Here is a 12,506-nt window from a genome sequence, read left to right as displayed (position 1 = left end):
ACTTGCGCTGGAGCGCGCTCCAGCTCCTAGCGTCGGTCCCATGGAGACGCGCACACTCGGGCAGGGGCTGACGGTGTCGGCCCAGGGGCTCGGCTGCATGGGCATGAGCCAGTCCTACGGCGAGGCCGACGAGGCCTCCTCGATCGCGACGCTGCACCGGGCCCTCGAGCTCGGTGTGACCTTCTGGGACACGGCCAACGTCTACGGCGACGCCGGCCCCGGCGGCTTCGGCGCCAACGAGCGGTTGCTCGCGCAGGTGCTCGCCGGGCGCCGCGACGAGGTCACCCTTGCCACCAAGATGGGCATCGCCGGCATCGACACCAGCGCCGACCCGTCGACGGGCCGGCGGTTCGCGCTGAGCGCCACGCCCGAGGAGGTCCGGCGCCGCTGCGAGGAGTCACTGGCCCGGCTCGGCACCGACCACATCGACCTCTACTACCTGCACCGCGTGGACCCGGAGACGCCGATCGAGGAGTCCATCGGCGCGATGGGCGAGCTGGTGCAGGCCGGCAAGGTCCGCCACGTCGGGGTCTCGGAGGTCACGGCCGCCGAGCTCGAGCGCGCGCACTCGACGTACCCGGTCACCGCGCTCCAGAGCGAGTGGTCGCTCTGGACGCGGGAGCTCGAGGAGGACGTGGTCCCGACCGCGCGCCGGCTCGGGATCGGGCTGGTGCCGTTCGGTCCGCTCGGCCGCGGCTACCTCACCGGCGCCCTGGCCGGGCGGTCGTTCGGAGCCGGCGACTCCAGGGCCCGAATGCCGCGCTTCGTGGAGGAGAACCGCACCGCCAACGACGCGGTCGTGGCCGAGGTCGCGGACGTCGCCCGGGCGCACGACGCTCTTCCCGGACAGGTGGCGCTGGCCTGGCTCCAGCAGCAGGGTGACGACGTGGTGCCCATCCCCGGGACGAAACGCGTGGAGTACCTCGAGCAGAACGTGGGAGCGCTCGAGGTGCACCTCGACGACCACGAGCTGGCGCGGCTCGACGCGCTGGCGGGGAAGGTGGCCGGCGCCCGCTCCTGAGCGACGGCCGTCATGACGAGGTGGTCGCCAGGGCGGGCTCCGCGTCCCGGCGCCGGTCGATCTCCCGCCAGCGCGGGTCCACCGCCGGAAGCATGGTGACCGCGAAGTAGGCCAGGCCGCAGACCAGCATCGCTGCGCTCAGCCCGAAGCCGCCGACCAGGAAGCCACCGACCAGCCCGCCGAGGGGCATCAGCGCCCAGCAGGCCGCGCTCGACAGGGAGCTGACTCGGCCCAGCAGGTGCTCGGGCACCCGCTCGTAGATCACCGCGCCGAGGATCGGGTTGAGGAAGCCCGAGGCCATGCCGCCCACGACGGAGTAGGCGAGGACCGCCCACAGCGGGGTGTCGAGACCCATCAGCACGAAGCGGGGGAGCCCGGTCAGCAGGAAGCAGACGAGGTAGGTCGCGTAGCGCGGCAGCCGTTCGCCGTACGCCGCCGCCACCAGCGACCCGACGGCGGAGGCGCCGGCGAACGTGGCGAACAGGGCGCCGACCGCGGCGGCACCGCCGCCGTTGTGGACGGCCCACACCGGGACCAGGACCGCCGACCAGGCGAGGTCGAGCAGGTTGGTCAGCGCCACCATCACCGTGATGCCGACCAGCACCCGGTCGCGGCGCAGGAACCGCCAGCCCTCCCGCAGCTGCACGGCGTACGGCGTCGGGTCGGCGTGGGAGTCGGTCATGGGCCTCGTGCGCGCGGGGATCGCCCAGGAGAGCACCAGCGCCGAGGCGCCGAAGGAGACCGCGTCGACGACCAGCGCGTTGGCCGGCCCGATGACCGCGACGAGGGTGCCGGCGACGGCGGCGCCCAGCATCGAGGCGGTCCGCTCCACGGTCGAGCTCAGGCCGGTGACCCGCTCAAGCGGCACCTCGGCCGTGGCCGCGAGGGTCGGGACCATCGCGCTCTTGGCGGAGTCGCCCGGTCCGCGCAGCGCGCCCGCGACGGCGACGAGCGCGAGGAAGGCCAGGAACGAGAGGTGCCCCGCACGGTGCAGCAGCGGGATCACTCCGACCACCGCCAGCGAGGCGACGTCGCAGCTGATCGCCACCCGGCGCGCACCGACGCGGTCGATGATCGGGCCGCCCAGGACCTTGAGGATGACGAGGGGCAGTAGCTCGGCGAGCGCGACGAGGCCGGTCTTCTCGGGGCTCCCGGTGGTGGTGAGGACGAAGAACGGCAGCGCCACCATCGAGACGCGGGTGCCGACCAGGGAGATGCCCTCGGCGGTCAGCCACCCGTAGAGCGGCCGCCTCACGACGCACCGCCGACGCGGCCGGGGTAGGGGAAGCTGGACAGCTGGACGACGAAGTCCTCGGCGCCCTCCTCGCCCTCCTCCTCGACCTCCGACAGCGTCGTGGCGAGCGCCTCGACGAGCGCCTTGGCGCGGGCCGGCGTCAGCTTGATGACCCAGTCACTGAACGTCGAGGCGTCGCTCCACTCCTTGGGGACCAACGGCAGCTCCTCGACGGCCCGCTGCATCAGCTCGGTCATCACGACCACGACCGACTGGATGTAAGCCTCCGCGGTCTCCCGGGCGTCCTGGTCCTTGGCGCTGTCCCGGTCGGTGACCGTCGCCCGGTGCGCGGCCTTCCACCACCGGTCCCGGGCGTTGCCCTGGGACTCGTCGTCGACGACCCAGCCGTGCTGGGCCAGCTGGCGCAGGTGGTAGGACGCGGCACCGGTGTTGATGCCGAGCCGGGCGGCCAGCGTCGTGGCGGTGGCCGGCCCGTCGATGCGCAGCATGCCGAGCATCCGCAGCCGCGTGGGATGGGTCAGCGCCTTGAGCTGGTGGGGAGTCGGGGTGATCGAGCTGGTGTCCACGATCGCCAACATATCTTTGCAAATAGATGTTTGCAAAGAGTTGTTTGCGGTTGTCCTGGCGATCCGCCGCGGTAGTCCGTGACGAAATGGCTGCCCGAACGGTGTTCTCCACAACCATTTCGTCACGGACTATCCCGGCTCCACCGGCTCAGCCTCTGGCTGCCCCTTCGGGGAGCGGGTCGTGAGGAGGGTTCACCTTCGGGTCCACGTCGGGCCCGGTGTGCTCCGGGATCGGCTCGGTGGGGATCGGCTCGGGGTCCCCGCTCGGCACGACGTCGGGGTCGGGCGGGGGTTCTCGTGGTGTGGTGGTCATGCCCGGGGGTACCCGCTGCGCGCCGGACCGCCCGGGGTGTCGCGCCGGGTACCGACCGGTGGTGAACGAGGACGACAGCAAGGAGACCGGCGGGGAGTTCGAGCGCGACACGGCCTACATCCCCGACCGCATCACCCGCGACGGCCGGCGTCCGTGTCGCGGGCCCGCGGACGTCCCGCTGTGGCCGGTCGAGCCCGGCCGCTACCGGCTGGTCGCCGCGCGAGCCTGCCCGTGGGCGAGCCGCGCGATCATCGTGCGCGAGCTGCTCGGCCTCGAGGAGGTCATCTCGCTGGGCCTGTGCGCCCCGACCCACGACCTGCGCAGCTGGAACTTCGGCCTCGACCCGGGAGGCCGCGACCCCGTGCTCGGCATCGCGCGGCTGCAGCAGGCCTACTTCGCACGCTTCCCTGCGTACGGGAAGGGGGTCACGGTGCCGGCGATCGTCGACGTCGACACCGGTCGGGTGGTCACCAACGACTTCCCATGGATCACCCACGACCTCTTCCACGAGTGGCGCGAGCACCACCGGCCCGATGCCCCGGACCTCTGGCCGGCCGGGCTCCGCGAGGAGATGGACGAGGTGATGGAGCGGGTGTACACCGAGGTCAACAACGGGGTCTACCGCTGTGGCTTCGCCAGCTCGCAGGAGGCCTACGACGCGGCGTACGAGCGGCTCTGGCAGGGCCTGGACTGGCTCGAGGGCCGCCTCACCGACCGGCGCTACCTGATGGGGGACGCGATCACCGAGGCGGACGTCCGGCTGTTCACGACCCTGGTCCGCTTCGACGTCGTCTACCACGGCCACTTCAAGTGCAACCGGCAGAGGCTCACCGAGCTCCCGGCGCTGTGGGGCTACGCGCGCGACCTGTTCCATACTCCGGGGTTCGGCGACACCGTCGACTTCGACCAGATCAAGCAGCACTACTACCTGGTGCACACCGGCATCAACCCCACCGGGATCGTGCCCGACGGCCCGGACCTGGCCGCATGGGGGTCGCCGCACGGTCGCGGCTGAGATCGGGGAGATCGGCCGGCCGCCCGGGAGACGCCCCTAGCCTTGACCCATGGGACACGACCACGGCCACGCCGCTGGTCGGGCCGAGGACCGCGGCCGGCTGCGCATCGTCCTCGCCGTCACGGCCTCGGTCATGGTCCTCGAGGTGGTCGGCTGGCTCGTCACCGGGTCGCTGGCACTGCTCGCCGACGCCGGTCACATGGCGACCGACGCGGCCGCGGTGGTGCTCGCGCTCGGGGCGTCGTACGTCGCCACGTTGTCGGGGGGACCGCGCTCGACGTTCGGCCTGCACCGGGCCGAGGTGCTGGCCGCGCTCATCAACTCGGTGGTGCTGCTGGTGGTGTGCGGATACCTGGTCTATGCCGGCATCGCGAGGCTCTCCTCACCCGAGCACGTCGACGCCGGCCCGATGGTCGCCTTCGCCACGGTCGGGCTGGTGGCGAACGCCATCTCGCTGAGCGTGCTCAGGCGCGGCACCGGCGGACTCAACATGCGCGGCGCCCTCAACGAGGTCGTCGCCGACCTGCTCGGCTCGCTGCTCGCGGTCGTGGCCGGCATCGTGATCTGGACGACGGGCTTCACCCGTGCTGACCCCATCGCCACCCTCCTGATCGCGGTGCTGATCCTGCCCAGGGCGTTTGCGCTGGCCCGCGACGCGACGGTCGTGCTGCTCGAGATCGCGCCGCGCGGGCTCGACCTGGACGAGGTCCGCACGCATCTGCTCCGCGTGCCGGGCGTCACCGACGTCCACGACCTGCATGCCTGGACGATCACCAGCGGCATCCCGTCGCTCTCGGCGCACGTCACCGTCACCGACGCGTGCCTGGCCGAGCGCGGGGTGGGCGCGACCCTCGACGAGCTGAGCCGGTGCGTGGCCGAGCACTTCGAGGTCCACCACGCGACGTTCCAGGTCGAGCCGGTGTCCCACCGGGCGCACGAGGACCTCGGCGAGGTCCATTAGCTGGCTGTGGGAGGAATCCCAGGTGAACCTGGGATCCCTGCCACCGGTCACGCGACCGCAGCAGCCAGCCGCGAGTTCCGGACGCCGAGGCCGCCGGCGGCCAGGCAGGCTGCCGCGGTGGCCAGCGAGAACCACGGGAAGATCGCCGCCAGCCCCCACTCGGTTGCCGCCCAGCCGGCCACGATGGTCGGCACCGCCATCGCGGTGTAGGCCAGCACGTAGAACGCCGACATCACCTCGCCACGGTGCGCGGCCGGGACGACCTGCCCGAGGTGGCGCAGCGAGCCGCCGAACGCGAGGCCGAAGCTGAGCCCCATGGAGATGGCGGCCGCGAGCACGAGCGAGGCGTGCCCGGCGTCAAGGGCGACCACGCTGAACAGCAGCGCTCCCGCGGTCCCGAAGTCGCCCACCACCGCGGCGCGCCGGGCGGGCACCCCGCCGCCGAACCACTGGCTCACCGCGGCGGCCCCGGCCATCGTGGCCACGACGACCCCGCCGAAGGCCAGGCTGTGGATCCCGGTGCGCTGCCCGGCGAAGCTCGGGAACAGCGAGAGGTAGATGCCCAGCACGGACCACGCGGCCATGGTGCCCAGCACCGCGAACCGGAACTCGGTGCGCACCGGCCCGGGCACCGAGGGACGGGTCACCCGGAACTTCTGCCGGCTGCGCGCGAGGTGGGGCTCGGCCATCGCGAGCACCCCGAGCAGCAGCGTGAGGACCACCGCGGCGACCAGCGCGTACGGCGTGACGAACGGGTGCGGCCCGAACTGTGCCAGCAGCGCCGCGCTGAGGATGGTGACCGCCATCCCGACGTTGAACATGATCCCCGTCAGGTGACCGGTCCGGGCTCCGCGCTCGGGTCGCAGGTCGAGCAGCGCGGCGCTGCCCACCACGACCGCCGTGCCCACCGACGCGCCGTGGATGAACCGGCCGACGAACAGCGCGGTCAGCCCGGACGCGGTCATGAAGACCACGAGGCCGACCAGCATCCCGACGGCGGCACCCACGAGCAGCGGCTTGCGGCCGAACCGGTCCGAGGCCTGGCCGGCGAGCAGGACGGCGCCCAGCGCACCGATGGCGTAGACCGCGAAGACGAGCGTGGTGGTGATCGGGGCGAGGCCCCAGCGCTCGGCGTACAGCCCGTAGAGAGGCGCCGGTGCGCCCGAGACCCCGAGCGCGGTCGCGAGCAGCGCGATGAGCAGCGGGTAGGCCCAGGTCTGGTCGGTGCCGGTGGCGCCGGTGTCACGGACCGGGCTCGCGGTGGCGGTCAACGGTTCCTCCTGCGTGATAGGTTCGACGTGTATCGAACCCGCTTCACGGTACGCCCAGTTCGACGGACATCGAACTTATTTACCGGTGATCCGTGCCACAGCAGTGAGGAGCCAGCCATGGAGTCGGTGCCTGCGATCAGCCCGATGGGCACCCTGCAGGACGTGCTCGAGGCGCTCTCCGACCCGGTCCGGCTGGAGATGGTCCGCCGGCTGGCCGGCGCCGGGGAGGCCATCGCCTGCGCCGATCTCTACGAGGGGGTCAGCAAGTCCACGGCCAGCCACCACTTCAAGGTGCTGCGCGAGGCGGGGCTCACCGAGCGGCTGCACATCGGTGGGCAGACCTACCAGCGGCTGCGCCTCGACGACCTTGAGGGGTCCTTCCCGGGAGTGGTCAGCTCGATCGTGGCGGCGCCGCGGGAGGCCGGGCGTTAGTCGAACGAGGGGGGTTGGACCCTGCGAGTGGGTCGCGGGAGCACGCCAGGTCCAGACCGCAGCGCAGAAATCCGGCTTTCTCGTTGCCCGCCGGCGAAATGACTGAAGGTGGATCACCACAACGGCCACCGACACCCGGGCCGGTGGCGCATCTGTCTTCGGGAGCAGTCAAGAGCCATGAGAACTCGTCCTTCGTCGCACTACGCCAGCCGCGGACTCGCTGCGGCCGCCACACTCACGTTCGTCGCCTGGGCCGCCACGGCGCTCCCGGCGCAGGCCGATCCACCGGGCAACAACGGCACGGTGAAGGTCACGCCGCACGCCGGGTCCGACGACTCGCAGAACAACGCGCACGTGTCGTGCTCGTTCGACCTCGACTGGTACGGGTTCGACCAGGGGGAGGACATCGTCTCGACCGTCGACTTCACGATGCAGGCCCCGACCAGCGACGCCACCGTCTCGGCCACTGACCCGGCCCAGGTCTTCGTGGGCGAGGACCCGGCCGGCGGCGGGACGGACTTCGACGGCGAGGCGACCTACACCCTCGACTTCGCCGGGGCGCCCGACCCGCAGCAGGGCTACCACGTGAAGGTCACCGTCCACACTCCCGGCTCCCGGGGCGCGGACACCAAGTCCAAGGTCTTCTGGGTCCAGCCGTGCGACGACGACGGGGGCCCGCCCACCTCGTGAACCGGGCAGCGTGATGGGGCCGTCGGCCGCCGGCTGACGGCCTTCCGTTGCGTGGAGTGTCACTGGTTGCGGAGTACGCAACCATCGAGGCTGGACGAGTCGCGTTCCGGGCCTAGGATGAAGGCCCACGCACACGTCCGGAGCCGCTCGATGACGACCGCGCCGCCCACCCATGGCAGAGCCGCGCTGGTTCGCGCCATCGCCTCGGGTCACCTGGCCGACCGAGGGCCGCTGATGCCGGTCCTCCACGAGGTGATGGAGGAGCTCGGGCACATCGGCCAGGCGGACATCGAGGCGATCGCGGACGTGCTGAACCTGTCCCTCGCCGAGGTGCACGGCGTGGTCAGCTTCTACCACGACTTCCGCACCGAGCCGCCGGCCGCGCACACCGTGGCCCTGTGCCGGGGGGAGGCCTGTCAGTCGGTCGGTGCCGAGGAGCTGTACGCCGCCACGCGAGCGCGCCCGGACCGTCTCGGTGCCGACGTCGACGTCGCGGAGGTGTTCTGCCTGGGCAACTGCGCGCTGGGGCCGTCCGGCACCGTCGACGGCCGTCTCCACGGCCGGTTGTCAGCGCAGCGGCTCGAGGAGCTCACGGAGGGGTGGCGGTGACGGCTCCTTCAAGGCGGGTGTTCGTGCCCGGCGACGCTGCCGCGGTCTCGGTCGGTGCCGACGAGGTGGCGGCCGCCTTCGAGGCTGCCGGCGCGCACGTGGTCCGCAACGGGTCGCGCGGGATGCTCTGGCTCGAGCCTCTGGTCGAGCTCGAGAGCGAGGCGGGCCGGGTCGGGTACGCCAACGTCACTCCCGAGGGAGTGGCGGCGGTGCTCGCGGGCGACGCGGCCGACATCGGCCTCGTCGACGAGCACCCGTGGCTGACCTCGCAGCAGCGCGTGAGCTTCGCCAGGGTCGGCATCGTCGACCCCGCGTCGGTCGCCGACTACGAGGCGCACGGAGGCTGGGACGGGCTGCGCCGGGCACTGTCGCTGACCCCCGCCGAGGTGGTCCAGGAGGTCATCGACTCCGGCCTGCGCGGGCGCGGCGGAGCCGGCTTCCCCGCCGGCATCAAGTGGAAGACCGTCCTCGAGTCGACGTCCGACCTCAAGTTCGTCGCCTGCAACTTCGACGAGGGCGACTCGGGCACCTTCGCCGACCGGATGGTGGTCGAGGGGGACCCGTTCACCCTCATCGAAGGCATGACGATCGCGGCCCACGCGGTGGGCGCGACCGAGGGCTACGTCTACATCCGGTCGGAGTACCCCCACGCGATCGGCGCCCTCCGGCGCGCGATCGAGGCGGCGTACACCCAGGGCTACCTCGGTCGGGACGTCCTCGGGTCGGGACTCGCCTTCGACCTGCACGTGCGGGTCGGGGCAGGCGCCTACATCTGCGGCGAGGAGTCCTCCATGCTGGAGAGCCTGGAGGGTCGCCGCGGGGAGGTGCGGGCCAGGCCCCCGATCCCGGCGGTCAAGGGGCTCTGGGAGCGGCCGACCGCGGTCAACAACGTGCTCACGCTGTGCGCGGTGCCGATGATCCTGGCCGACGGCGGCGCGGCGTACGCCGAGCTCGGCACCGGCCGGTCCCGCGGCACCCAGGTCTTCCAGCTCGCCGGCAACGTCCGGCAGGGCGGCATCGTCGAGCTGCCCTTCGGCGTGAGCCTGCGCACGCTGGTCGAGGACTTCGGCGGCGGCACGCTGTCCGGTCGTCCGGTGCGCGCCGCCCAGGTCGGCGGCCCGCTCGGTGCCTACGTGCCGTCGTCCGGCTTCGACGTGCCGATGGACTACGAGGCCCTCGCGGAGTCCGGCGCGATGCTCGGGCACGGGGGCATCGTCGTCTTCGACGAGACCGTCGACATGGCCCGGATGGCACGGTTCGCGATGGAGTTCTGCTCGATCGAGTCGTGCGGCAAGTGCACGCCGTGCCGGGTGGGGTCGACCCGCGGCGTGGAGACGATCGACCGGATCATCGCCGCGCGGACGACGCAGCAGGACGTCGGGGCCGACCTGGTGCTGCTCGACGACCTGTGCGAGACCATGACCAAGGGGTCGCTGTGCGCGATGGGCGGGCTGACCCCGATGCCGGTCCAGAGCGCGATCAAGCACTTCCCGGAGGACTTCTCGCCGTTCGAGGGAGCAACCGCATGACCATGCAGAGCATCTGGGACCCCGAGGTGGACTTCGGCACTCCTGCGGTCCGCGACGCCGCCACCGAGGTGACGGTGACGATCGACGGACGCGAGGTGCGGGTCCCCGAGGGCACGTCGGTGCTGCGGGCCGCGACCGAGGCCGGCGTGACGATCCCGAAGCTGTGCGCCACCGACTCCCTCAAGGCGTTCGGCTCCTGCCGGATGTGCCTGGTCGAGGTCGACGGCGCCAAGGGGGTCCCGGCGTCCTGCACGACTCCGTGCTCCGACGGCATGGTGGTGAGCACCCAGACCGAGACCGTGCGAGACCTGCGCCGCAACGTCATGGAGCTCTACCTGTCCGACCACCCCGAGGACTGCGACGGGTGCGCACGCGGCAACTGCGAGCTCCAGGCCTTGGCCGTCCAGGTCGGCGCGGCCGAGGTGCGTTATGGCCGCCCCGGGTCGCGCGACCAGGTCGCCCACCCGCACCCGGTCGACGAGACCAACCCCTACTTCGCGTTCGACGCATCCTCGTGCATCGTCTGCTCCCGCTGCGTGCGCGCCTGCAGTGACATCCAGGGCACGTTCGCCCTCACCGTCGAGGGTCGGGGCTTCGACTCCAGGATCAGCGCCGGCGGCACCGACTTCCTCTCCTCGGAGTGCGTCTCGTGCGGCGCCTGCGTGCAGGCCTGCCCGACGTCGGCGCTGCAGGAGAAGTCCGTCGTCGAGCTCGGCATGCCGACCCGCTCGGTCGAGACCACCTGCGCCTACTGCGGAGTCGGCTGCTCGTTCCGGGCCGAGGTCCAGGGGGACGGCGACGACGCGAGGGTCGTGCGGATGGTCCCGTCCAAGAACGGTGGGGCCAACGAGGGCCACAGCTGCGTGAAGGGTCGCTTCGCCTACGGCTACGCGGCCCACAAGGACCGCCAGCTGTCGCCGATGGTGCGCGACACGATCGACGGCGAGTGGCGCAAGGTGTCCTGGGACGAGGCGATCGCCCGAGTCGCCGAGGGGTTCAAGGCCATCCAGGCCGAGTACGGCGTCGGCGCCATCGGTGGCATCTCCTCGAGCCGCTGCACCAACGAGGAGGTCTACGTCGTCCAGAAGATGGTCCGGGCGGCGTTCGGCAACAACAACGTCGACACGTGCGCGCGGGTCTGCCACTCCCCGACCGGATACGGCCTCAAGCAGACCTTCGGCACCTCCGCCGGCACCCAGGACTTCAGGTCGGTCGAGAAGGCCGACGTGATCCTGCTGATCGGTGCCAACCCGACCGACGCCCACCCGGTCTTCGCCTCACGGATGAAGAGGCGGCTTCGCGAGGGCGCCCAGCTCATCGTGGCCGACCCGCGCCGGATCGACCTGGTCCGGAGCCCGCACGTCGAGGCGGCCTTCCACCTCCCGCTGCTGCCCGGCTCCAACGTCGCCTTCGTCAACGCGGTGGCACACGTCATCGTGACCGAGGGGCTGCACGACGAGGAGTTCATCCGCGAGCGCTGCGAGGGCGCCGACGACTACCTCGCGTTCATCGCAGACCCGAGCAACTCGCCCGAGGCGACCGCCTCCGCGACCGGCGTCGACCCGGCGGTGCTTCGTGCGGCCGCCCGGCTCTACGCCAACGCCCCCAACGGCGCGATCTACTACGGGCTCGGCGTCACCGAGCACTCCCAGGGCTCGACGATGGTGATGGGCATGGCCAACCTGGCCATGGTCACCGGCAACATCGGCCGCGAAGGCGTCGGCGTCAACCCGCTGCGCGGGCAGAACAACGTGCAGGGCTCGTGCGACATGGGCTCGTTCCCGCACGAGTTCCCGGGCTACCGCCACGTGGCCCAGGACGACGTCCGCGGGATCTACGAGCGGCTGTGGGGGCTGACCCTCGACCCCGAGCCCGGGCTGCGGATCCCGAACATGTTCGACGCCGCGCTGGCCGGCACCTTCCGCGGCGTCTACATCCAGGGCGAGGACATCGCCCAGTCCGACCCCAACACCCAGCACGTCGAGGCGGCGCTGCGGGCGATGGACCTCGTCGTCGTCCAGGACCTGTTCCTCAACGAGACGGCGCGGTTCGCGCACGTCTTCCTGCCCGGCACGTCGTTCCTCGAGAAGGACGGCACCTTCACCAACGCCGAGCGGCGGATCAACCGGGTCCGTCCGGTCTTCGCGTCGAAGGTGGGCATGGACGAGTGGCAGGTCACCTGCGCGATCGGGCGGGCCATGGGCTACGACATGTCCTACGACCACCCCTCGCAGATCATGGACGAGATCGCGGCCACCACGCCGACGTTCGCGGGGGTCTCGTTCGCGCGCCTCGACGAGCTCGGCTCGATGCAGTGGCCGGTCTACGACACCACCTCCACCGGCACGCCGACGATGCACGTCGGCGAGTTCGTGCGTGGCAAGGGCAGGCTCGTCGAGACCGTGTTCGTGCCGACGACCGAGCGGTCGACCCGCCGGTTCCCGCTCATCCTCACCACCGGCCGGATCCTCACCCAGTACAACGTCGGCGCCCAGACGCGGCGTACCGCCAACAACACCTGGCACCCCGAGGACGTCCTGGAGATCCACCCCGCAGACGCCGAGGTGCGCGGTATCTCGACCGGCGACCTGGTCGACCTCTCCAGCCGGGTCGGCTCGACGACCCTGCGCGCCCTGATCTCGGAGCGGATGCCTGTCGGCGTCGTTTACACGACGTTCCACCACCCGGTCACCGGTGCCAACGTCGTGACGACCGAGAACTCCGACTGGGCCACCAACTGCCCCGAGTACAAGGTCACTGCCGTCCAGGTGGGGGTTGCCAACGCCCGTGGCGACGAGGCCGTCGCCGAGGCCCGCGAGCCCGCCGAGACCCACGCGTGAGGGC

11 protein-coding genes are annotated in these 12,506 nt (G+C 71.6%); 8 read left to right on the top strand and 3 right to left on the bottom strand.

All coding sequences use genetic code 11. The annotated features are described in order from the left end of the window. The first annotated feature begins 40 nt into the window (after positions 1 to 40). A complete protein-coding gene (locus VFV89_RS02625) occupies positions 41 to 1,021 on the top strand; it encodes an aldo/keto reductase (RefSeq protein WP_329704340.1) in 981 nt (326 codons plus the stop codon). A 10-nt stretch (positions 1,022 to 1,031) separates the two neighbouring features. Here VFV89_RS02625 and VFV89_RS02620 read toward each other — a convergent pair whose 3' ends face one another. Then, positions 1,032 to 2,276, bottom strand: a complete 1,245-nt coding sequence (locus tag VFV89_RS02620; protein ID WP_329704339.1) for an MFS transporter — start codon at positions 2,274 to 2,276, stop codon at positions 1,032 to 1,034. After that, positions 2,273 to 2,842, bottom strand: coding sequence for a helix-turn-helix domain-containing protein (locus VFV89_RS02615; RefSeq protein WP_329704338.1), 570 nt, complete (start codon positions 2,840 to 2,842; stop codon positions 2,273 to 2,275). Before VFV89_RS02615 ends, VFV89_RS02620 begins: the two co-directional genes overlap by 4 nt. Before the next feature lie 374 nt (positions 2,843 to 3,216). Here VFV89_RS02615 and VFV89_RS02610 point away from each other — a divergent pair, with 374 nt between their 5' ends. Both VFV89_RS02610 and VFV89_RS02605 read left to right on the top strand, forming a co-directional pair. Beyond that, positions 3,217 to 4,170 (top strand): glutathione S-transferase family protein, encoded by a 954-nt coding sequence (locus VFV89_RS02610; RefSeq protein WP_329704337.1) that lies wholly within the window; start codon positions 3,217 to 3,219, stop codon positions 4,168 to 4,170. A gap of 49 nt (positions 4,171 to 4,219) precedes the next feature. Next, positions 4,220 to 5,131, top strand: a complete 912-nt coding sequence (locus VFV89_RS02605) for a cation diffusion facilitator family transporter (RefSeq protein WP_329704336.1) — start codon at positions 4,220 to 4,222, stop codon at positions 5,129 to 5,131. A 47-nt stretch (positions 5,132 to 5,178) separates the two neighbouring features. Here VFV89_RS02605 and VFV89_RS02600 read toward each other — a convergent pair whose 3' ends face one another. Beyond that, on the bottom strand, positions 5,179 to 6,402 hold the full coding sequence (locus VFV89_RS02600; RefSeq protein WP_329704335.1) for an MFS transporter: 1,224 nt from the start codon (positions 6,400 to 6,402) through the stop codon (positions 5,179 to 5,181). A 117-nt stretch (positions 6,403 to 6,519) separates the two neighbouring features. Here VFV89_RS02600 and VFV89_RS02595 point away from each other — a divergent pair, with 117 nt between their 5' ends. The 5 genes from VFV89_RS02595 to fdhF all read left to right on the top strand — a co-directional run bounded on the left by VFV89_RS02595 (position 6,520) and on the right by fdhF (position 12,502). After that, on the top strand, positions 6,520 to 6,834 hold the full coding sequence (locus tag VFV89_RS02595) for an ArsR/SmtB family transcription factor (protein WP_329704334.1): 315 nt from the start codon (positions 6,520 to 6,522) through the stop codon (positions 6,832 to 6,834). A gap of 177 nt (positions 6,835 to 7,011) precedes the next feature. Continuing rightward, positions 7,012 to 7,524, top strand: a complete 513-nt coding sequence (locus VFV89_RS02590) for a hypothetical protein (protein ID WP_329704333.1) — start codon at positions 7,012 to 7,014, stop codon at positions 7,522 to 7,524. A 150-nt stretch (positions 7,525 to 7,674) separates the two neighbouring features. Next, the gene (locus VFV89_RS02585) at positions 7,675 to 8,133 is read left to right on the top strand and encodes an NAD(P)H-dependent oxidoreductase subunit E (protein ID WP_329704332.1); all 459 of its coding nucleotides are present in this window, start codon (positions 7,675 to 7,677) and stop codon (positions 8,131 to 8,133) included. 23 nt (positions 8,134 to 8,156) lie between these two features. Continuing rightward, positions 8,157 to 9,662: an NADH-ubiquinone oxidoreductase-F iron-sulfur binding region domain-containing protein gene (locus VFV89_RS02580; RefSeq protein WP_329704331.1), complete on the top strand. Its 1,506-nt coding sequence runs from the start codon at positions 8,157 to 8,159 to the stop codon at positions 9,660 to 9,662. Then, on the top strand, positions 9,659 to 12,502 hold the full coding sequence (gene fdhF, locus VFV89_RS02575) for a formate dehydrogenase subunit alpha (RefSeq protein WP_329704330.1): 2,844 nt from the start codon (positions 9,659 to 9,661) through the stop codon (positions 12,500 to 12,502). The genes VFV89_RS02580 and fdhF overlap by 4 nt, the downstream gene beginning before the upstream one ends. Positions 12,503 to 12,506 lie beyond the last annotated feature (4 nt).

The organism is Nocardioides sp., from assembly GCF_036274455.1.
In the GTDB taxonomy this organism is placed as follows: domain Bacteria; phylum Actinomycetota; class Actinomycetes; order Propionibacteriales; family Nocardioidaceae; genus Nocardioides.
This window is presented reverse-complemented; position numbering and strand designations above follow the sequence as displayed.